We start from the raw sequence: 19,422 nt of genomic DNA on the forward strand, positions 1-19,422 counted from the left end.
TCTTGTCACCTCACCACGCCGTCACCAACGTCCGTGGTCAGTACAGCTAGCCGAGGCGGGTGGCTCGGTCGCCAGCGGCTCTGACACCGGCGTGACACCGGCGCTTGGCGGGAGTAGCGGGTCGAAGCCGCGTCTGGCCCCACCGCCCTGGAGTTGATAGTCTTCGACTCAAGCGGAGAGATAACCGCGACGTAGGGATGTTGGGACCGGCAGCGACCGGATTGGGTACCAGCAGATCCGACTGATGTGCCATTCCTGTTAAGGCGTGCATCGGAAGCAGATGGAATCTCACGAAATCGTGGGACCACTGTTTTTGAGGCGCGCCTTTGGTCTTTCCCAGTGGTCCTGCATCCACGAAGGGAAAGCAAGATGAGAATGAACTACATCGATGGCGACCTGTTCGTCGCCTGCATTTCGCAGAACGAGATCGACATGTTCAAGGCGGTCACGAGCGAGCCCACGGCGCTCGTTGACCGGTTTGTACGAGCAGTTCATGAGGCGGCTGCTCAAGCAATCGACCGCCTTGAGTTTCGGTACGACCACGCGGCCGAGGAGTACACCTTCGCGAACTGTGTGGTCGCATGATGGGCGAGCTGCACTCGGCGCTACTGGACGAAGAAGATGTGATCGTCTTTGGGCCGCTGCACAGCGGCAAGTACGAAATCACCTTCGGCACTAAAGGCGAGGGCGATGTCTATGTCGTGCAAAACGATGGCTGTCCAGTTGCGATCGCCGGCTCTCACGACGCAGCACTGGCGCTGATCCGAGACCACGCTGATGTGCAGTCGGCTGTGGTGCTCTTCTAGTCGACTGGCCAAGGCGGCGGTAGACCCGGAACGGGATGCGAAACCGCTCCGGGCTACCGCCGCACGCCTAAGACGGACAGGCCGAACCCCGACAACCCGCACGGCGCGCTGATCCCAGAGCCCTCCGAGCAGTGCGCCCTGGCTCGGATGAAGGCACTCGCGGCACAGGGGAAGCCGACTCGCGAGATCGCTCGAATCCTGACGGCCGAGGGCCACCCCACGAAGCGCGGCGGAACCTGGTCGTCTCCAACGGTGTCTCGGATTCTGGCGCGAGCCGCGACCGCACAGGAGGTCAACTGATGCCCCGCGCAGACGAATCCGAGGACTCGCAAGAGCGTCGCGCATGGGTGGCGCTGCATCGCGAGCGAGAGGAACGCCGTCGTCGCGAAGAGGCGATGTGGGACAAGGTGCACGCCTCTGCCACAGCCGATTTGCCGCAGGACGACGAGGACGACGAGGACGACGAGGACGAGGACGAGATTCCGGAGCAGATCATCTGCGACCTGCCGACCGGACCCGAGTTCGAGTTCGACAGCGACGAGGAGTTCTGATGGCGTATATCCGCGCGCACGACACGAAGCAGCGCAGGAACGGCAAGGTGGTCAAGCGGTATGTGGTGGCCTGGAGGGAGCCGATCCGCGACAGCTTCGGCCTACCGACCGGCGAGCTGCGGTCTCGCCAGGAGTCCTACCAGAACCGGGAGACTGCGGAGGCTCGTCGTGACGAACTGAATGCAGCTCGCCACACGACCGGCACCTCCGCCCTGGCCGAGCAACGCAAGGCTGGCGATCTGCCGTTCGGGTACTACGCACGCGGCTGGCTCGATGCGCAGGCCGTGAAGGTGGCGCGGGGGAGGCTCAAGCAGCGGGCCCACGAGGACTGTAAGCGGCTGCTAACTCGCTATGTTCTGGATCGGTTCGGCGCGAGGGCGATTGCCAGCATCTCTGCGAAGGATGCCGAGGAGTTTCTGGCGGCGCTGGTGCGACAGCCGTCTCGGCAGGGTGACCGAGCGCCACTATCCCCGGCGACGGTCAAGCACGCCTGGGGAATGTTCTCCACCGTGATGCGCTACGCGATGCGCCATGGGGCGATCTCCTCGAATCCCGCCGACCAGGTGGACTTCTCAACGTCCCGTGGCGTTGGCGATCTGGGGAAGTTCGAACACAATCCTCTGACCGCTACTCAGGTCGGAGAACTGTGCGCGGCGGTTGCGGGGGAGGGTTACCCCAACTTGCCCGCATATCCTGTGTACGGGCTAATGACAGCGTTTCTCGCGTACACGGGGCTCCGCGCCAGCGAGAACGCTGGGCTTGAGATCCGTGATCTCGTGTTCACGACCGGACCGACCGCTGTGAGGTCTGGCGAGCCGGCCATCCGCTGCACCGTCCAGGTCCGCCGCACGAAGGAGCGGAGGGGTGGCGAGTGGGTTGTCGGGACGCCGAAGTCCAAGCAGAGCCGCCGATCCGTGCCACTTCCGCCCTGGCTTGCCGAGAAGCTGCACGCCTACCTCGTTGGCGCCGGAACCGAGCCCGCAATGCACCCCCGTGCGGATGAGCCGGCTGCACCGCTGTGGCCGAGCCGGAAGAACGGCGGCGGCCACCGGGCGGAGGGCCAGCGCTATGCGGTGCTGCTGGACTGGTCTGAGCCGCTAGCGATGGGCACCTTCTACGACACGATCCTCAAGCCCGCCCTGGAGGCTGTCGGGCTTCCCGCGAGCCGCCCGGCGAAGGACGGCGAACCCGCGATCCGGGGCGTCCGTCTGCACGACCTCCGGCACACCTTCGCGACGATGCACCTGATGGCTGGAACCCACTTCATGCAGGTATCGCGATGGCTGGGGCATTCGACGTTCACGCTCACTCTCAACACCTATGGCGACTGGATTCCCGAGGAGGACGGCGGAGCGATCAACCACCTGCCGGAGCCATCGAGCGCAGCGGGGCAAACGCCGCAGAAGGTCCGACAGCTGTTCGGCTAGACGTCGTGTTTGTGGCTGCGGCTTGACGCGGGGGCCGCTAACATGGATAGCCTGTGCCGTTTGCGCGGCGCATGGGCCGGTAGCTCAGTTGGTAGAGCGCCTGACTGATACTCAGGGCGTCGCGGGTTCAAATCCCGTCCGGTCGGCTGCTGAGGCGTCTCATCGGACAATTTCTGACGGCGTCTTATTCAGCCAAGTGTCTTCGTCTGAGATTGCATCCCGCTTTTTAACGTCTTTGGTTGACACAATCTTCACCTTATGAGTCTGATCGTCGAGGTACTTAGTCCATTCCTGATCAGACGACAGAACATATACCGTTCCGGTCTGCTCTTTGCCAACCGTCAACAGCTCGCGGGGGAGCCAAACTCCGACCTGCGTGAAGACGATGAACAGACCTGCCACAGGGACGCCAAGAACGAGTATGACTCCAAAGAACTGAAATAAGCCTCTGATTGGACCAAGCCTTGAACCTATGATGACGGCCACGAAGGAGACCGTCAGCACGACGGAGAATATGATGTACTTCATCGGCATCGCGTACCAACAGATGGCCAACGTCGGGATTGCCAGTCCGAAACCAACAACTACTGCGGCACCCACTGGATTCCCTTTGCCATTCCGAACTTTGTTCTTCTTTACACTGTTGTAGGTGCCCACTACGGCCGCCAGGTAGAGAAGCCAAATTGCAGTACCTGCTAAAGGCAGTATGGTGGCAAGGACGATCGCCGTGATATTCAGATTCTGAACGAGTGCGCGGAGAGTGTCTGAGTCTCCCCGAGAGACGATGAGGATCCGCATCGCTACGAAACCAATGGCCACAAGGGTTAGCCAGAGGGCGAGATGTTCTGACGGCGTCTTCTTCTTTTTCTCCGCATCGGCGGTCGCAGGCGTCTGCGGCTGCTGTGTCGTCACGGTCGATATCGTTCCACCGGGGTCCGACATCAACCGGCGTGACGCGCCGTCCACACCGGCGCCACACCGGCGTCTGGGGGCGTACCGCACCCGTACCGCATCCGTACTCGATCCGCTGTCGAGACGCCTAGAAACCGGGCCTGACCAGGCCGATTAGGGCTGCTCGGACGGCTATTTCCCCTGGTGGCGGGAAGGCCGAAATCGCCGCACCGCCGTTCTTAAAATCCGCCAAGTGTCGGTTCGAGTCCGACTGGGGGCACCGACTCGGTCCGATCGCTCAGGCCGACGTCGCGTGCTGTATCTCCTCTTGACTGGCCGTCAGCACCCACCGGATTCCACTGACCAGCACCCGCCCGGACAGCCGGACCGCCGTCGCCTCGAGGGGTGGAAGATGCGGTAGCCGCAACGGCTTGCGTGCCCACCCCGGCAGCATTGCCACCGAGGTCGCGGCCAACACACCGTAGGGAGCGCGGGCAGGCAACGGCAGCGGCGGCGTCAACAGCAGGAACCGGGCAGCTTCGCGCGCCGATGCCGTGCTGCGCAGCTCCGGTCGGTACGCCTCGATCCGCGCCCGCAGCTCCTCCTCGGTGCGCGGCGGGTCCAGCACTCCGAGAGCGCTTGCGACGCGGGCAGTGTCGGCGACGTACTGGTCGCGGCCGGTCTGGTCCAGAGGCTGTGCGCCGTAGAGCTGGTGTGCCAGGAGGAAGCTGTCGATCTCGGCGATGTGAACCCACTCGAGGAGGTGCGGGTCAGTGGCCTCATAGGGTGTGCCGTCCGGCGCCACCCCGCGCACGCGGCGGTGAATGCCGCGGACCTTGTCGACGGCTCGTTGGGCGTCCGCCGCAGGCCCGAAGGTCGTCACGGCGAGGAACGTGCTGGTGCGCTGCAGGCGCCCCCAGGGATCGCCGCGGTAGTCGGAGTGGTCGGCGACGCCGGCCATCGCCAGCGGATGCAGCGACTGCAGCAGCAGTGCGCGCAGACCTCCGACGAACATCGACGCGTCGCCGTGGACGCGGCGGATCGGCCGATCCTCGGCGAACCAGCGCGGGCCCGGCGTCCCATGTATCCGGGCGCGGTTGTCCGGCCCGTCCGGTCCGGCGACCAACCCGAACAGTGCGCGCCCCAGCCCGCTTCTGACCGCACCCAGTTCCCGCGCCAACACCATGACTCGACGTTACGTGGCAACACCGGCACTGGTGAATCTGACGATCAGCCCGAGACGTCGCTGGACCTGACATTCCGCTCGGCGGCGTTGACCCGGGCGGCTCGCGCCGATCGGACGCCCGCCTGTCGCCGGGCCCTCTGCCACGGCCACGTCATCAGTGCCCACGCACCCATCACGATCAGAATTTCGATCACGAGGTACAGCGGCCATGGGCCGAGCGCGTCCAGGATCGAGGCCGTTGGCGGTTTCCCGTTGAGATATCCGTAGTTGGTTCCCGCGAGCGTGTTGAACGTGAACGTGAACGCCACCCATCCCAGCGTCACGACGACCGCGAACCGATAGTCGCGCCACCGCGGACGCATCCCGCGCCCCCACGTCAGATAGACGGCCGACCACACGACGAGCACATGCAGCACGAAGAACGTGAGGAACAGGTGGCTCGGGAAGTCGGGCGCCCCCTCCTCGGGAGTGCCGATGTCCGGGGTGAGCAGCGCCTGCGAGCTGAGGAGCAGACCCCAGAAGTAGGTGAGCACAAACGCCCGATGTCGCTGCGTCCACAACGCATAGGCCGCCGTCAGTTCCGCGATGTCGCACAGCTGCAGCGGTATCGACGTGGCCAGGTCCGGCCGGATCAGCTTGTAGACCAAAGCCGTAGTGAACGTCGCCAGCAGCAGCACCGCGAGAATTCGACTGACCAGGCGCGCTTGCGCGGCGCTCTCGCGACGACCGTGCCACACCAAAACGGCTGCGCCGACCGCGAACACACCCAGCACCACCAGATGAGATGGGCCGTACGCAACAAACTCCTGCTCCGATGAAACCGACTCGATCACCTCCTGCACCCCTCGAGCAACGCTGCGGGCCGTGACGATCATCCATCGAATGCGATGCCCGAGTCACGATCCCGACGAGGCGTGTCGGGCTTTGGCTTGTCGCGGCTGCAAGACGCGCCGGAGAGCCACCCGCGCAGGCGATTCGACTCGCCTGCGCGGGTGCGTGTCAGCCCGCGAACTCGTGCAAGGTGGTCGTGACGTTCGACGGCCTGCTGCCGTCGATGGTCGTCACGGACAACGAGCCGTCCGCACGGACGTCGACTCCGCCGGTCGCAACGCCGTTCGCGATCGTGTGGATGATGGTCTTCTCGCCCGTGTTCGCGTTGAGCCGCCACACCTTGGTGGTGCGGGTGTCCGCGTCGTAAACCGTGGCGTATCCACCGCCGTCACCCGTCGGAGTGAGCCAGACGCCGTAGCCGTCATCGGTGAAGCTGACGACGTTCGTTCCGTCCGCACTGGCCACGAGCACCGACACCTGGCGGGTCCCCTGCTCCGGTACACCGGCGTAGGACCTGACGAAGATCGTGCCGTCGGGTCCGATGGTGAGTGGATCGAAGCCGTCGCCGAGGCTGCCGTTGAAATTCGACGGGGCAGTGGCACCCGGGATCTCAGCACTGCGCACGCCGGTGTTCAGGTTGACGAAGCCGATACCCGTGCTGGTGACGTATGCCGCGTACGGCGTTCCGTCGGGGCCGAATTCGAGATCCTCGGTGCCCGCCGACCCGGGCAGTGCCGTGACCGCGCCGGTCGGCGAAACCGTGTGCGTGGTGTTGACGAACAATCTGCCGTCGGGTCCGACCTTCAGCGTCTTGATCTCGCTGAGCGGGATGGGGATGGACGTCGGGGGATTGGTTTCACCAGGACGGACCACCACGACCGCACCTCCGGCGGCATTGCTCACCAGCAGGTAGCCGGTCCCGTCTTCGGCGAACTGAAGGCCGGTGAACTTGCCGTTGTAGCCCGGAAGGTAGTCGATGGCCGGCCCCTGGACGGCACCGGTCGGCGTGATCTCCGAGATCGACGCCGTCGAACCCGTGGTGGTGACCTGGTAGGCCGTCCCGTCGGGTGCTACCGCGACTGCTCCCACGGCACTGCCGGTGAGCACGCGCGGCGCGGAGAGAGCGCCGGCGTCGATCGTGTACACGCTGGTGGTGCCGGCGGTCTGATTACGCGTCGTGAGATACGCGGTGCCGCCGGTCCCCACCGCCGTCCCGACCACCGTCTGGCCTGCCGGCGCCGAGAGTGTCTTGACCGAGCCGTCGGGAGCGACGGCAAGGACTTTGGTCGTGGTGCCGTCCTGGTACGCCTGATAGGCGGTCCCGTCGGAGGCCACCGAGACCCCGCCCGTGGCGATGCCCGAGAGCTTGGTGACGATCGTCTGGCCGTTCGGCCTGATCTGGACGACCGAGATGGTGGTCTTCCTGGTGGTGTTGAACTGTCCGACAGTCAGATAGCCGGTTCCGTCCGGAGCCACGGTGATCGGTCCGGACGGCGCTCCGGCCATCGCGGTCGACGTGGTGAGGGCGCCGGTCGCACTGATCACCGACACCTGCGTCTTGGTGCCGTTGATGGTGGTGAAGTAGGCACCTCCGCCCGGCGCCGCGATCAGGCCGCCGTTCTTGAAATCGGGGACGCCGGTGATCGTCACGGTGGCCGCGGCCGTCCCATCGGGGTTGATGACGATGACCCTGGTGGGAGACGTCCGCCCGCTGGCCGAGCCGTTCAGTGCGTTGACGAACTCGAATTTGGTGCCCGTGGTTCCCGTCAGGACCTTGCCGGAACTGACACCGGGGAACGTGTTCTGGTCGACGTTGGCGAGATTCACGGTGACCGAGGTGGTGACGGTGCCACCGTGTCCGTCGCTGAGGGTGATGGTGAACTTGTCGGTTTTGACCGCCGCGCTCGCCTTCGGCGCGTTGGCCGCTGCGCGGGCTTCCGCGGTGGGCGTGTACCTGAAGGTGCCCGTTGCGTTGTCGTACTCGATCGTGCCCTTCTTGGTGGCGGTCGGTCCGCCCAGGATGATGGCGTCCTTGTCGGCGTCGGTCGCCCACGCGGTGCCGATGACGACGCCGGTCGTCGAATTCGGCTGTCCCGCAGCGGCGCCGGGTGCGGTCGGTTTGATGTTCGCAGGCGCTATCGCGACCGTCACCACCTGCTGGGTCACGTTGCCCTGGTCGTCGGCGACGCTGAGGGTGAAGGTGTCGGTCTTGTCGACGGGGGTCGCGGTGGTCAACGCGGCGGCGTGACGCATCGCGGTCGTGGGCGTATAGGTGAACTTGCCCTTGGTGTCGACGACGACCGTGCCACCTTTACTGCTGGTGGGCGTGACCGCGTACGTGAGGGGGTTCTTCTCGGGGTCGGTCGCGGTGACCGAGCCCTTGACCACCCCCGTCGTGGAGCTGGGCCGGCCGACCGTCGTCCTGGTGATCGTGGGTGCCCCGTTGTCGACCGCGGCGGAGACGTCGGCCTCGGGCAGGAGTTCTCCGGTGGTCTGCAGCGACTCTGCGGTGTTGGCGATCTTGACGGTCTCCAGGCTGCCCAGTTCGCGGCGGGCCGCGGCGAGAGCCACCCAGACAGCCGGGGATTCGACCGGCGCAACGGGAGCCCCGGTGGCACCCACCCGCAGCGTCAGCGCAGACAACACGCCGAACCCGGTCCTGGTGACCGCCGTCGGCGCCGCGATGGCCACCGCCTTCGACTCCTCGGCAGCGGTGGTCGCGGCGGTCAACGACCCGAACCGGGCCCGCACGGTCGACACGGTCTTCGGCCCGCCCGACTGCGACAGGTCGCCGGTTGCGGTGTTGGCGGTGGTGGTGCTCGACGACACCTCCGCCCGCTGCGATCGCCACGTCCTGGTCCTGCTCGTCGTCGACTGCGTGGATGTGTCCTTGGCCGCCTCGGTCTTCGTATCGGTCGAGGCTGCGGCGTCGGCCGCGGCCTTCTGCGCTTCCTTCTTCGCCGCTGCAGCCGCGGCTCGCTTACTCGACCTCTTGGTCGAGGACTTGACTCTCGGTGTCGACTTAGGGGTTTCGGCCGACGGCGAGCCACCTGTCGCTGAATCGCCCGTCGTCGAACCGCCTGCCGAAGGCGTCCCCGAATCGTTGGTCGACGTCGAACCGTCGCCGTTCGTGTTCGAGCTCGACGAACCGGTGTTACCTGAAGCCGAACCCGATGACGAGGACGAACCCGAGTCACCGGAATCCGTCGGTGTCGCCCAGACCGGCGACGCCGCTACGGCCGACCCAACCCCGAGCGCAACCGCAAGCGCACCGACGCGCCCCACGTAACCCGCATACCCCATCCGATGCTCCCTCGACGATCTGAACGCTGCCCCGCTGCAGCAAACTGTCCACGGAAGGTAGCAAGCTGGGGCTTCGCTGAGCGTCAATTTCGAGATACTGGCGTTTATCGAAGTGTTATCGCCGGTCGGGCCACCGGGATGTGTGACGGCGGGCTTATTCGGTCGTTGCTTTTGTTAAGCATCTAGCAATCTTGAATGAAACTTTCGGGGCGCTTTCGAATGGAGGGCACGAAACGCCGTCGCGGGTTTGCGCCATGCTGCATACTGGTCCGCCTCCTCGCGCGTGCCGGAATGCCCGCGGCTTCGGCTGCGCGACGCATGTCATCAGAGCTCCGCTGTGCCTCTCCTGCTGGGTACCGACCAAAAGCTGTAGTACGCGTTGCCTATTCGATCGGAGAGTCGACCTCAACGGCTCGTATGGCGGGCCGACGGGTCAGGGGTGGGCGTTAGGGAGTCGCGGCACCCTATTCCTCCATACGCGTATCTCGGAGAGGCGGACTCGGCGGTGGTTGGCGGGCGCCGCCGGCGGTGCGTTGCGCAGAATGGGCGTTCTTCTCGCTCGGCTGGTCCGCCGCCCCCGATGAATTTGTCGTCCATTTCATGGAACCGAGTCTGTCGATTGCTGTGGCTGCGCGCCGGCTCTCGCGTGCGACAAAGTGCGGTACGGGCGATTTGGCGGCCGACGGCTATAAGCGCCATTTGCAGAGGAAACTGACATCGGCGACTCTCACAGCTAACTTTCTCGAGCGGCAGGCCACGCCGGGATAGGCCACCTCAGGACGACACGGCGCAGCTCCCGCGATCGGCGGTGACCGGGCCGGCCGCCGACGGACGGATGTCGAAGTCGAAGATCGCCGTCGGCAGGTACAGCGAGCAGCACGCGTTCGGGATGTCGACCACGCCGCTGACCCTGCCCTCGATCGGCGCGGCACCGAGCAACAGGTATGCCTGGGCGCCCGAGTACCCGAACTTCTCGAGGTAGCGGACGGCGTTGAGGCAGGCGTTGCGGTAGGCAACAGTGGCGTCGTTGTAGAGCTGCGTGTCGGTGTCGTGGTCCACGCCGATCCCGATGAACGTCACGAACTCCGAGTACCGCGGTTCTACGTTGCCCGGCATCAGGATCGGGTTGGTGGTGACGCCGTAGGTCTCCATCCCGCCCTTGATCAGGTCGACGTGGAAGTCGATGAAGCCACCCATCTCGATGGCGCCGCAGAAGGTGATCTCGCCGTCGCCCTGGCTGAAGTGCAGATCGCCGCCCGAGAACAACGCGCCCGGGACGTGCACCGGGTAGAACACCCGAGAGCCCCTGGTGAAGTTCTTGATGTCGTGGTTGCCGCCGTTCTCGCGGGCGGGCACCGTGCGCGCGCCCTCCCGGCCGATCCGGTCGAGCACCTCGCCGGACGCCGTGCCGCCGAGCACCGATTCCTCCAGCGGGGGCAGCGCGAGCGCCGGGACCCGGTCGGGTTCGGTATCGATCAGCGCCTGCTCGCGGGCGTTCCAGCGGGCCAGCAATTCCTCCGACGGCGCCGTGCCGAACAATCCGGGGTGGGTGATGCCGGTGAACTCCACCCCCGGTATGTGCCGCGAGGTGCACTTCTGGCCGGCGAAGTCCCAGATCGCCTTGTACGCGTCCGGGAAGTAGTCGGTGAGGAAGCCACCGCCGTTGGCCTTGGCGAAGATACCGGTGTAACCCCAACCCTGTCCCGGCACGTCGCCCACCTCCTGGGGGACGGGACCGAGGTCGAGGATGTCGACCATCAGAAGGTCACCGGGTTCTGCGCCCTCGACGTAGATCGGGCCGGACAACATGTGGGCGTGGCTGAGGTCGACGTCGCGAACGTCGTTGGCGGAGTCGTTGTTGGCGATCTGGCCGTCGGTCCACTCGCGGCACTCCACCCTGATCGACTGGCCGGGTTTGACGTGCACCGCCGGCGGAATGGCCGGATGCCAGCGGTTGTGGCCGGGCACCGCCTGGTCGCGCATCGAGCGGGCCTGGTCGACGGAGAAGACGACGTCGGGCATGAGAGCCTCCTGGTCAGGGTCGGGGTAGTCGGGCGTGCCTGGGGTCACGGGTGATCGGCGTCGCGCGGGCCGAGCGGCCCGGCACTGACGAGACGACGTGCGGTGTGTCGGCGCTTCGGGCACTGGCGTCCAGCGCCCGACGGAGGCCCGGTTCCACCGCGGCCAGGGCGGGACTGCCGAAGACCCGTATTGCCACTTCGCCGCATTGCGGGCAGGGAGCCGGATCGGTCGATGCCGCCATGGGTCTCACCAACGCGAATGTGCCGCACGGAGCGCACGAATAGCTGTAGGTGGGCATGATCCAACCTCCGAACGTCACGCGAAGTGCGACTTGAAGATCTCGCCGTGCACGCCGACCGTCTTGTCCACGACCTGCGAGACGTGGAAGTTCGAGGCCGCCGACAGATAGGCGTACGCGGTGGCGCGGTCCATACCGCGGTCGGTCTCGAGATAGTCGAGTGCATTCACCACGGCGCGACGCATCGCGACATCGAGGTCGCTGCCCTGGCCGTCGCGGGCGCCGTCGGGATCGGACAGGCCGATCGGCACCCACACGTCTTCGGTCTCGGCGAAGGGATAGCGGAAGGCCACGGACGGCGCATCGCCCGATCCCTTCTTGCACACCGTGAGGCGGAAGGTGCTCCGCAACGATCCCTCCATCGCCGTCAGCGCGACCTCGCCGTTGCCCATCGCCATGTGGGGGTCGCCGACGTAGAACAGTGCGCCCTCGGCGACGACCGGCAGATAGAACGTGGACCCCTTGCCCAGCAGCCGGATGTCGATGTTGCCGCCGCCGAGGGTCGGTGGCACCGAATTGGCGGTCGGCGCAGTCAGTTCGGGGTCCTGCGAGTACGCGACGCCCATCATTCCCATGAACGTCTGCAGCGGGAAGCGGACCTTGGCGTCGCCGTAGGTCATCACGCCCTGACCGTCCTCGATGGCCGTGAACGTCGAGATGTTGCCGTAGGACGTCGGGTTCTTGGTGGCTCTGCCGTCCTTGGCGATCGGCGGCATCACCTCGGCCAGTGAGATGCCCGCCGGAGCGCCACCGTCGGCGGTTCGTGCCAGCGAGCCCTTGCCGTGCCGGCTCGACACCACGCCGTACGGCACCCTCGGCACGGCTTCGAGGGTCTCGATCTTCAGCACGTCGCCCGGTTGAGCGCCCTCGACGAACACCGGGCCGGTCACCACGTGCGGGCCGTCCTTGTCGAAGTTCCTCGGCGTGCGCCGGTAGTCGCTCGCGATCGCGACGGCGTCCTCGAGCACGTCACCCCGCGCGACGCCGTGGCCGCCGAAATACGTGACCGGGTCGCGGCCCTGGTCTTCGAGGATGCCTTCGTGCGAGACGGCGTCGATCGTGACGGTCTCGCCCGACCGCATCTGCATCGCCGCGGTGGCGTGCACATTCGGCACGTACCCCCAGAGCACCTGATCGGGGGTGGACGGCAGGTAGTGGTCACCTGGGGTGTCGCCCTGTCCGGGCTGCAGCACCGTGACGGCGCCGGTGACGGCTGCGTTGCTCGGTGCGGATGCGACGTCGTGTGAGCAGGCCGCCGCGACGCCGGCCACTCCGGTGCCCGCGCCCAGCAGCGCCGCGGCGCGGACGAAGTCGCGGCGCCCGATGCCGGCGACGAGGGTCTGCGCGGCAGTCCTCGCGAGCGATTCGGTCATGGAGGTCTCCTCGCTCGGCGTTCGGTCAGCCCATCGGTCCGCGCCATTGCGTCATATGTCTTCTATCCGGCGCGTTCGTTCGCCGAAACGGTGCGCACGTTTCCATTGCGTTTCGTTTCTCGAGTGCAGATGCCCGCGACGCTAGGTCATCGGGCGCGGTGCGCCCTTGCGCCATCCGGGAGGGTCGCCGATCAGGCGGGGGAGTGCCCACTCGAGCGGGTCGTGCTGGCACCAGTACTCGTCATCTGGGATACGGCCCGGCTCAGTGAAGTGCGAGACGTTGAACCCGTCTTCGATGTCGTTGTACCACAGCACCTTCGACCCGAGGACGGCGACAGCCCAGAAGCCGCCGCCCTCATCGCCGTACGGGAACTGACTCCACTTCTGCGGCGCGATCGCCGACTGCACGAAGGCGGCGCGGAGTTCGGAAGGACAATCGGCGAGCTGGTCGATGAGCAGATCATCGAGCTCAGATCGGGTGATCGGCGTCCACCTCACTGCGCACGTTCCTCGGCCATCGTGGTGATACGCAAGCGGATCTCCTCGAGCAGCTCGCTGACGGACTCGAAGTCGTCCGGATCGATCGGCTCACCGAAGAGGACGTAGACGGTGTGCCCGAACGACGGGAATCTCCGACCCACCGGCAGCACCTTATTGGCGTTCACCAGGCTCACCGGGATGACCGGCACACCCGAGCGCTTGGACAGGACGGCCACACCGGGACGGTACGGGGCGACCTCCCCGGGCAGCACGCATTTCTGCTCCGGGAAGATGCCGACCAGGGCCCCGTCCGCCAAGGCGTCGGCGGCGGTCTCCATCGCCTGTTTCCCGGACTCTGCGTCGCCGCGCACGACCGGTATCTGGCCGAGCACCTCGACGAGCCAGCGGGTGAGCGGTGATTTCCACAGCTCTGCCATCGCCATGGCGATCGCCTGGCGGCGCAGCGCCGCCAGGATGAACAGCACGTCGATCATCGATGTGTGATTTGCCGCCAGGATGACTGCGCCGTTGTCCGGCACCACCTCGGCGCCGACGATCCTCGTCCTGATGATGCGCGTGAATCCCAGCGTCCACAGCACCAGCCGAATCGACCAGGTGACCAGGCTCGCGCGCTTCCCGAGCCCGCGGGTGCGGCGCCTCCATTCACTTCCGGTCATCTGGTCCTTCGTTGTCGCCGCGGGGTCCAGCGTGAGACTACCGAGGTCGACGGCGCCGGGGACCCGCTCCGAGTGAGAGCCGGCACCTTGCAGCTGAGAGCAAACCGGTCGTGGCGTCGCCGCCTCGCCGTGCTGACGATGGCAGCATGAGCCGCCCCCGCCCACACATCCACATCGCCCGCGGCGCAGCCGCCTTGGCCGCGGCCATGGGTATCGGCCGCTTCGTGTACACGCCCATCCTGCCTCTGATGACGGCGCAGACCGGGCTCAGCGCGGCGGCCGCCGGCGGCCTCGCCACCGCCAACTACGTCGGTTACCTGGCGGGTGCGTTGGCGGGTGTGCTCGTTCCGCGCCTGGTGCGCACACCCGTCACGTTGCGTGTCGCGCTGGTTGTGGTGGTGTGCAGTCTGGCCGCGATGCCGTTGACGCACGATGTCGTTGGGTGGATGGCGATCCGTACGCTCGCGGGATTCGCGAGTGCCGTGCTGTTCGTCATCGCGGTCGACTGGATGCTCGATCATGCCGGGCGGCGGTCCACCCTGACCGGCTGGGGATTCGGGGGCGTCGGCGTCGGTATCGCCCTGTCGGGTGCGCTGGTGCTGTTGCTGCCCGCCTCAGGGTGGCGGGCGGCCTGGTGGGCGGCTGCGGCGATGGCCGCGATCATCGCCGCGGTGGCCTGGCACCTGCGAGGTGCCGCCCCTGCCGCAGCAAGCGCGAAAGGCACAGAGAGTCAACCCGAATCGCGCTTCTGGTTCACCATTCTCCTCGCGTGCTACACCCTCGAGGGGATCGGTTACATCATCGCGGGCACCTTCCTGGTGGCCGCCATCGGACAGAGCTCACCGGGGTGGCTGGGCAACAGTGCCTGGATCGTCGTCGGACTGGCCGCCGCGCCGTCGGCAGCGCTGTGGGCCGCGGCGAGCAGACGCTGGTCGCACGCCACCCTGCTGGCGGTGGCACTCGCGTTACAGGCGGTGGGGATCGCGTTGCCCGCCTTCGCCGGTGGCGCCGCCGCAGCGCTCATCGGCGCTGTGCTGTTCGGCGGCACCTTCATCGGGGTGAGCACCGTCGCGTTGGCGGCCGGCCGTCTGCTCGCCTTCCCGCGTGCAGTCGCGGTCCTCACCGCGGGGTACTCGGTCGGTCAGATCCTCGGCCCGCTGATCGTCGCACCCCTACTGCACGGGGGCTTTCGGCATGCGCTCATGACATCGGCCGCCGTGGTGTCTGCTGCGGCGCTCACCGCCGTCTGGTTGCGCGTCGGCGGTCCGGCACTGGGTAGCGGCCATCATGGCCTCGCTTCGAAGATCATGTTGAACGGAGTCTCCGTGGCCCGTCGGAACCGCGTGAAACCGCCCTCGTCGACCATCACGCTCCTCAACCGCTGCTCGCCGGCCTGCGCACCGAGTGCAGGTCCCTGCTGGGACAGCGAAACCGGTACGCAGATAAGGGATGACGCACCGTAGAACAGACGGCCGACGGGGTTCAGGTTGTCGGTCAGGTGGTCGCCGGCCATCGGCTCCACGAGCATGCAGTGCCCGTCCGGTTTGAGCGCTTCCCTCGCCCGGCGGGCGGCACCCGCCGGATCGGCCATGTCGTGCAGGCAGTCGAAGAACGCGATCACGTCGTAGTCACCACCTTGGTAGGACGTCGCATCCGCCGCCTCGAAGCGGGCGTTGTTCACGCCTGCCTCCGCGGCCCGGTCACGTGCGGTCTGGATGGACGCCTCGTGATAGTCGATCCCGACGAACTCCGACTGCGGGAACGCCTGTGCCATCAGGATCGTGCTCGCGCCATGGCCACAGCCGACGTCGGCCACCCGAGCCCCGGCGTTGAGCTTGTCGACCACCCCGTCGAGCGCAGGAAGCCAGGAGGCCAACAGGTTCGCGTTGTAGCCGGCACGGAAGAACCGCTCGGTGCCCTCGAACAGGCAGGGATGGTGTTCGCCCCATTCCATGCCCTTGCCGGTGCGGAAATTCTCCACCGCGCGTTCGCGCACCTGGAACAGGTCGTTGACGATCTGGTAGGCACCGGGCAGATCCACCGGCCCGTTCGGATCCGCCAGGCACAACACCTGCTCCTCGGTCATGTGGTACTCGTCGGTCTCGGCGTCGTATTCGACATATCCGCCCGCGGCTTGATTGGCCAGCCACTCCCGCAGATAACGCTCGCTCGTCCCGGTCTTGTCGGCCAGCGCTGCTGCCGACAAGCGATGACCGGCGAGTGCCGAATACAGTCCGAGCTCGTCGCCGATCAACATCAGGACCGCGCTCACCGACGCCGAGAGGTCGCCGACCGCCCGTCCCAGAAATGCGTTGAGTTTCTCCTCGGATACGGCCATTGCACTCTCCTTCGCCCTGTCCCAGAACGGTTGCACATCCGGCATGGCGACGTGACGGTTCGCGCAAACCCGGCAGAACCGGCCAGATGTTAGCTGCACTAGGCGATGCGGGGTGCGGGTCGGCTTGCCGCGCCTCGCCGGCTGCAGCGGATACTCGCTCGTCAGGACGTTATGTTGTCGTTCACGTCAATGGTGAGAGTCATCCGCGCAACGTCACGGGCGCGGTTGGTCAATTCGCTGAAACTGATCTCCGGCGGTCGTAACATCGCGCCTACTGGCCGGTTGTCTGAAGGGCGGATCGTCATGAAGAGCACCATGCAGACAGTCCCGCTGAGCATCACCACGATCATGCGACACGGCTGCGAGGTGCACGGCGATCGCAGGGTCACCACGTCGATGGGTGGCGGCGAGTATCGCTCCGTCACCTATCGCGAACTCGGCGAGCAGGCCGGCCGAATGGCGAATGCGCTGCGCCGCTTGGGAATCACCGGGGACGAACGCGTCGGCACCTTCATGTGGAATGACGCCGAGCATCTGACGACGTATCTCGCGGTGCCGGCGATGGGCGCGGTGCTGCACACGTTGAACATCCGGCTGTCCCCGCAACAGATCGCGTTCATCGCCAACGATGCGGAGGACTGGGTCATCTTCGCCGATCTGTCACTCGTCGCGCAGCTCGCTCCGGTGCTGCCGTTGCTCGAGACCGTCCACACCGTGATCGCCGTCGGGGAAGGCGATGCGGACGCGCTGTCGTCGCCCGGCATGACCGTGCTGCGCTACGACGACATCCTGTCCTCAGAGTCGCCGATCTTCGACTGGCCGGACATCGACGAGGACTCCGCGGCGGCGATGTGTTACACCAGCGGAACCACGGGCAACCCGAAAGGCGTCGTCTACAGCCATCGTTCGGACTACCTGCACTCGATGGCGGTGTGCTCGGGGAACGCTCTCGGTCTGAACTGCGCGGATTCCCTGGTGCCGATCGCGCCGATGTTCCACGCCAACGCCTGGGGGATGCCCTACGCGGCCCTGATGGCCGGCGCAGACCTGGTGATGACGCACCGGTTCCTCGACGCCAGGTCGCTGGTCGACCTGATCGAGACGCAACGCCCCACGGTGGCGTGCGCGGTGCCGACGATCTGGAACGACGTCATGCGTTACCTGGACAAGAACCCCGGCCACGACCTCTCGTCGCTCCGGCTGGTGCCCTGCGGTGGTTCGGCCGTGCCCATCTCGATGATGAAGACGTTCCAGGAGAAGCACGGCGTGGAGATCGTCCAGGTGTGGGGGATGACCGAGACGTCGCCGCTGGCGACCATGGCACGTCCGGCGCCGCGCACCCCGCAGGACCAGCTCTGGGCGGTGCGGACCAGCCAGGGCAGACCGATCTGCGGCGTCGAGACCCGGCTCGTCGACGACGCGGGCAACCCGCTGCCGCACGACGGGAAGGCGGTCGGGGAGATCGAGGTGCGCGGCCCGTGGATCACCGGCTCCTATCACCGGGGACGTGACGAGTCCAAGTTCGAGGGCGGCTGGCTGCGCACCGGTGATGTCGGGCGCATCGACCCGCAGGCGTTCGTCACGTTGACCGACCGCGCCAAGGACGTCATCAAGTCCGGCGGCGAGTGGATCTCGTCGGTGGAGCTGGAGAACCACCTCATCGCGCACCCGGCGGTACTGGAAGCGGCCGTGGTGGCCGTGCCGGACGAGCGTTGGCAGGAACGTCCGCTGGCCGCCGTGGTGCTCGAGGACGGCGCCGATGCCACTGCGGCCGAGCTGCGGAAATTCCTCGAGGACAAAGTGGTTCGCTGGTGGCTGCCCGAGCGGTGGGCGTTCGTCGATGAGGTGCCGAAGACCGGAGTCGGCAAGTACGACAAGAAACTGATCCGGTCGCGGTACGCCGAGAACGCCTACGACGTCCAGGAAGTCAGGGACTAGCACCTCGGCCACTCCGCACCGCGCCCCACGTCGACTCGGTACCGTCCCGTGCATGGGGATGACGCGCTACGTCGCGCTGCTGCGAGGCATCAACGTCGGCGGGCGCAACAAGGTCCCGATGGCCGACCTGCGAGCGGCGTTCGAGTCCCTCGGGTTCGAGGCGGTCACCACCTACATCCAGTCGGGGAACGTGCTGTTCGCCTCGGACGTGCCACGTGTGTCCCTCGAGTCCTCGATCGAAGGCATGCTCGAAGCGCGGCTGGGGCTCCCCCTCGTGGTCGTGGTGCGTTCGCACCGCCAGCTGCGGGCAGTGGTGCACCGTGCGCCTCCCGGCTTCGGTGCGCAGCCGGACACCTATCACTCCGACGTCGTGTTCCTGAAGCCGCCGCTGACCGCCGCGCGGGCGATGGACATCGTCGACCTTCGCGACGGTGTCGACCAGGCGTGGCCCGGAACCGGCGCGGTGTACTTCGCCCGCCTGAGCGCCAGGCGGACGGAGAGCCGGATGAGCCGGATCGTGGGTAAGCCCGAGTATCAACTGATGACGATCCGGAGCTGGTCGACGACCACCAAACTGCTCGCGCTGCTCGAGCAGGACTGATCAGCCCTGCGCGCCGTCGTTCACGACGCGACGACGAGCAGTACCAGCGCGAGGGACGCGGTGACCCCAAGGAAGCCGCCGGCCAGAAGAGCACGCACCCACAGGTGACGAACAAGCACCGCGCCGGCCAGTAACGCCGCCGCGGCCAGTCCGCTCAGGGCCAGCAGCACGCCTTCCCGCAGTGGCAGCGCAAGCACTCCGGTGACGAGGAGCCATCCGGCGACGACGCCCACCGCGGCGACCGCGAGAGCCACCACCGACCGGCCGATCCGCCGCGACGGGGAGTGTGGCACCGGCTGCGGCGCGGGGGAGGTCATCACGTCATGATGGCAGCGTTTCGGTCAGGCCTCTGGCGGCAACACCCCGAGGGTGTAGATACTGCGAACACAGGTGGTACGCACGCAGCCCCGAGAGGATTCACCATGGCACTCGACGACGACGACATCACGACATCCGGTGGCGGGGAGGGAACCGCTGACGGCGGTTCGAACCCCGAGGGCCACGACGGCGGCGCGGACGGCACCGCGGGCGGGGAGGGAACCGCTGACGGCGGTTCGAACCCCGAGGGCCACGACGGCGGCGCGGACGGCACCGCGGGCGGGGAGGGAACCGCTGACGGCGGTTCGAACCCCGAGGGCCACGACGGCGGCGCGGACGGCACCGCGGGCGGGGAGGGAACCGCTGACGGCGGTTCGAACCC

General features: G+C 66.7%; 20 protein-coding genes, 1 tRNA gene and 1 pseudogene. 11 read left to right on the forward strand and 11 right to left on the reverse strand.

The window, feature by feature from the left end; genetic code table 11:
• Nucleotides 1–375: 375 nt before the first annotated feature.
• The 6 genes from Q2100_RS17945 to Q2100_RS17970 all read left to right on the forward strand — a co-directional run bounded on the left by Q2100_RS17945 (nt 376) and on the right by Q2100_RS17970 (nt 2,930).
• Entirely contained in the window at nt 376–585 is a 210-nt protein-coding gene (locus Q2100_RS17945; RefSeq protein ID WP_302915152.1) for a hypothetical protein, read from the forward strand.
• The gene (locus tag Q2100_RS17950; protein WP_302915153.1) at nt 582–806 is read left to right on the forward strand and encodes a hypothetical protein; all 225 of its coding nucleotides are present in this window, start codon (nt 582–584) and stop codon (nt 804–806) included. Before Q2100_RS17945 ends, Q2100_RS17950 begins: the two co-directional genes overlap by 4 nt.
• A gap of 147 nt (nt 807–953) precedes the next feature.
• Nucleotides 954–1,106, forward strand: a complete 153-nt coding sequence (locus Q2100_RS17955) for a recombinase family protein (RefSeq protein WP_302915154.1) — start codon at nt 954–956, stop codon at nt 1,104–1,106.
• Nucleotides 1,106–1,357 (forward strand): hypothetical protein, encoded by a 252-nt coding sequence (locus Q2100_RS17960; protein WP_302915155.1) that lies wholly within the window; start codon nt 1,106–1,108, stop codon nt 1,355–1,357. The genes Q2100_RS17955 and Q2100_RS17960 overlap by 1 nt, the downstream gene beginning before the upstream one ends.
• Nucleotides 1,357–2,784, forward strand: coding sequence for a tyrosine-type recombinase/integrase (locus Q2100_RS17965; protein ID WP_302915156.1), 1,428 nt, complete (start codon nt 1,357–1,359; stop codon nt 2,782–2,784). Before Q2100_RS17960 ends, Q2100_RS17965 begins: the two co-directional genes overlap by 1 nt.
• Nucleotides 2,785–2,857: 73 nt before the next feature.
• Nucleotides 2,858–2,930, forward strand: a tRNA-Ile gene (locus tag Q2100_RS17970).
• 13 nt (nt 2,931–2,943) lie between these two features.
• Here Q2100_RS17970 and Q2100_RS17975 read toward each other — a convergent pair.
• The 4 genes from Q2100_RS17975 to Q2100_RS17990 all read right to left on the reverse strand — a co-directional run bounded on the left by Q2100_RS17975 (nt 2,944) and on the right by Q2100_RS17990 (nt 8,521).
• Nucleotides 2,944–3,696, reverse strand: coding sequence for a hypothetical protein (locus Q2100_RS17975; protein WP_302915157.1), 753 nt, complete (start codon nt 3,694–3,696; stop codon nt 2,944–2,946).
• Nucleotides 3,697–3,973: 277 nt separating this feature from the next.
• A complete protein-coding gene (locus tag Q2100_RS17980) occupies nt 3,974–4,861 on the reverse strand; it encodes an oxygenase MpaB family protein (protein WP_302915158.1) in 888 nt (295 codons plus the stop codon).
• A gap of 44 nt (nt 4,862–4,905) precedes the next feature.
• Entirely contained in the window at nt 4,906–5,736 is an 831-nt protein-coding gene (locus Q2100_RS17985) for a YwaF family protein (RefSeq protein WP_302915159.1), read from the reverse strand.
• 124 nt (nt 5,737–5,860) lie between these two features.
• Complete coding sequence (locus tag Q2100_RS17990) at nt 5,861–8,521, reverse strand: Ig-like domain-containing protein (RefSeq protein WP_302915160.1); 2,661 nt, start codon at nt 8,519–8,521, stop codon at nt 5,861–5,863.
• Here Q2100_RS17990 and Q2100_RS17995 point away from each other — a divergent pair.
• Nucleotides 8,505–8,981 carry a hypothetical protein gene (locus Q2100_RS17995; RefSeq protein WP_302915161.1) on the forward strand — a complete coding sequence of 159 codons (477 nt, stop codon included), beginning with the start codon at nt 8,505–8,507 and terminating at the stop codon, nt 8,979–8,981. The genes Q2100_RS17990 and Q2100_RS17995 overlap by 17 nt on opposite strands.
• A 788-nt stretch (nt 8,982–9,769) precedes the next feature.
• On the opposite strand, the gene fmdA is transcribed toward Q2100_RS17995, so the two are convergent.
• The 5 genes from fmdA to Q2100_RS18020 form a co-directional block, all read right to left on the reverse strand.
• A complete protein-coding gene (gene fmdA / locus Q2100_RS18000) occupies nt 9,770–11,017 on the reverse strand; it encodes a formamidase (protein WP_302915162.1) in 1,248 nt (415 codons plus the stop codon).
• Between the two features lie 13 nt (nt 11,018–11,030).
• Nucleotides 11,031–11,315, reverse strand: a complete 285-nt coding sequence (locus Q2100_RS18005; protein WP_302915163.1) for an FmdB family zinc ribbon protein — start codon at nt 11,313–11,315, stop codon at nt 11,031–11,033.
• 17 nt (nt 11,316–11,332) lie between these two features.
• Nucleotides 11,333–12,688: an acetamidase/formamidase family protein gene (locus tag Q2100_RS18010; protein WP_302915164.1), complete on the reverse strand. Its 1,356-nt coding sequence runs from the start codon at nt 12,686–12,688 to the stop codon at nt 11,333–11,335.
• A gap of 141 nt (nt 12,689–12,829) precedes the next feature.
• Nucleotides 12,830–13,186, reverse strand: a complete 357-nt coding sequence (locus Q2100_RS18015; RefSeq protein ID WP_302915165.1) for a hypothetical protein — start codon at nt 13,184–13,186, stop codon at nt 12,830–12,832.
• The gene (locus Q2100_RS18020; RefSeq protein ID WP_302915166.1) at nt 13,183–13,845 is read right to left on the reverse strand and encodes a lysophospholipid acyltransferase family protein; all 663 of its coding nucleotides are present in this window, start codon (nt 13,843–13,845) and stop codon (nt 13,183–13,185) included. The genes Q2100_RS18015 and Q2100_RS18020 overlap by 4 nt, the downstream gene beginning before the upstream one ends.
• Nucleotides 13,846–14,093: 248 nt before the next feature.
• Here Q2100_RS18020 and Q2100_RS18025 point away from each other — a divergent pair.
• Nucleotides 14,094–15,023: pseudogene (locus Q2100_RS18025) on the forward strand (YbfB/YjiJ family MFS transporter); the annotation flags it as partial.
• A gap of 107 nt (nt 15,024–15,130) precedes the next feature.
• Here the strand turns inward: Q2100_RS18025 and Q2100_RS18030 are convergent.
• Nucleotides 15,131–16,183 (reverse strand): class I SAM-dependent methyltransferase, encoded by a 1,053-nt coding sequence (locus Q2100_RS18030; RefSeq protein ID WP_264012849.1) that lies wholly within the window; start codon nt 16,181–16,183, stop codon nt 15,131–15,133.
• 303 nt (nt 16,184–16,486) lie between these two features.
• Here Q2100_RS18030 and Q2100_RS18035 point away from each other — a divergent pair, with 303 nt between their 5' ends.
• Nucleotides 16,487–18,121: a long-chain fatty acid--CoA ligase gene (locus Q2100_RS18035; protein ID WP_302915167.1), complete on the forward strand. Its 1,635-nt coding sequence runs from the start codon at nt 16,487–16,489 to the stop codon at nt 18,119–18,121.
• 52 nt (nt 18,122–18,173) lie between these two features.
• Nucleotides 18,174–18,722: a DUF1697 domain-containing protein gene (locus Q2100_RS18040; protein ID WP_302915168.1), complete on the forward strand. Its 549-nt coding sequence runs from the start codon at nt 18,174–18,176 to the stop codon at nt 18,720–18,722.
• A 20-nt stretch (nt 18,723–18,742) separates the two neighbouring features.
• On the opposite strand, the gene Q2100_RS18045 is transcribed toward Q2100_RS18040, so the two are convergent.
• The gene (locus Q2100_RS18045; protein ID WP_302915169.1) at nt 18,743–19,039 is read right to left on the reverse strand and encodes a hypothetical protein; all 297 of its coding nucleotides are present in this window, start codon (nt 19,037–19,039) and stop codon (nt 18,743–18,745) included.
• A 105-nt stretch (nt 19,040–19,144) separates the two neighbouring features.
• Here Q2100_RS18045 and Q2100_RS18050 point away from each other — a divergent pair.
• A partial coding sequence (locus Q2100_RS18050) for a hypothetical protein (RefSeq protein ID WP_302915170.1) occupies nt 19,145–19,422 on the forward strand: 278 nt, incomplete at its 3' end.

The sequence above is a fragment of the Mycolicibacterium arseniciresistens genome, from assembly GCF_030519285.1.
Classification (GTDB): domain Bacteria; phylum Actinomycetota; class Actinomycetes; order Mycobacteriales; family Mycobacteriaceae; genus Mycobacterium; species Mycobacterium arseniciresistens.

What these genes read in the sequence shown, in the direction of transcription:
- fmdA (WP_302915162.1), bottom strand. Translation starts at nt 11,017, where the DNA reads ATGCCCGACGTCGTCTTCTCCGTCGACCAGGCCCGCTCGATGCGCGAC.
- Q2100_RS18035 (WP_302915167.1), top strand. Translation starts at nt 16,487, where the DNA reads ATGAAGAGCACCATGCAGACAGTCCCGCTGAGCATCACCACGATCATG.
- Q2100_RS18030 (WP_264012849.1), bottom strand. Translation starts at nt 16,183, where the DNA reads ATGGCCGTATCCGAGGAGAAACTCAACGCATTTCTGGGACGGGCGGTC.
- Q2100_RS17965 (WP_302915156.1), top strand. Translation starts at nt 1,357, where the DNA reads ATGGCGTATATCCGCGCGCACGACACGAAGCAGCGCAGGAACGGCAAG.
- Q2100_RS18040 (WP_302915168.1), top strand. Translation starts at nt 18,174, where the DNA reads ATGGGGATGACGCGCTACGTCGCGCTGCTGCGAGGCATCAACGTCGGC.
- Q2100_RS18005 (WP_302915163.1), bottom strand. Translation starts at nt 11,315, where the DNA reads ATGCCCACCTACAGCTATTCGTGCGCTCCGTGCGGCACATTCGCGTTG.
- Q2100_RS17945 (WP_302915152.1), top strand. Translation starts at nt 376, where the DNA reads ATGAACTACATCGATGGCGACCTGTTCGTCGCCTGCATTTCGCAGAAC.
- Q2100_RS18045 (WP_302915169.1), bottom strand. Translation starts at nt 19,039, where the DNA reads ATGACCTCCCCCGCGCCGCAGCCGGTGCCACACTCCCCGTCGCGGCGG.
- Q2100_RS18010 (WP_302915164.1), bottom strand. Translation starts at nt 12,688, where the DNA reads ATGACCGAATCGCTCGCGAGGACTGCCGCGCAGACCCTCGTCGCCGGC.
- Q2100_RS17950 (WP_302915153.1), top strand. Translation starts at nt 582, where the DNA reads ATGATGGGCGAGCTGCACTCGGCGCTACTGGACGAAGAAGATGTGATC.
- Q2100_RS17960 (WP_302915155.1), top strand. Translation starts at nt 1,106, where the DNA reads ATGCCCCGCGCAGACGAATCCGAGGACTCGCAAGAGCGTCGCGCATGG.
- Q2100_RS18020 (WP_302915166.1), bottom strand. Translation starts at nt 13,845, where the DNA reads ATGACCGGAAGTGAATGGAGGCGCCGCACCCGCGGGCTCGGGAAGCGC.
- Q2100_RS17985 (WP_302915159.1), bottom strand. Translation starts at nt 5,736, where the DNA reads ATGATCGTCACGGCCCGCAGCGTTGCTCGAGGGGTGCAGGAGGTGATC.
- Q2100_RS17980 (WP_302915158.1), bottom strand. Translation starts at nt 4,861, where the DNA reads ATGGTGTTGGCGCGGGAACTGGGTGCGGTCAGAAGCGGGCTGGGGCGC.
- Q2100_RS17955 (WP_302915154.1), top strand. Translation starts at nt 954, where the DNA reads ATGAAGGCACTCGCGGCACAGGGGAAGCCGACTCGCGAGATCGCTCGA.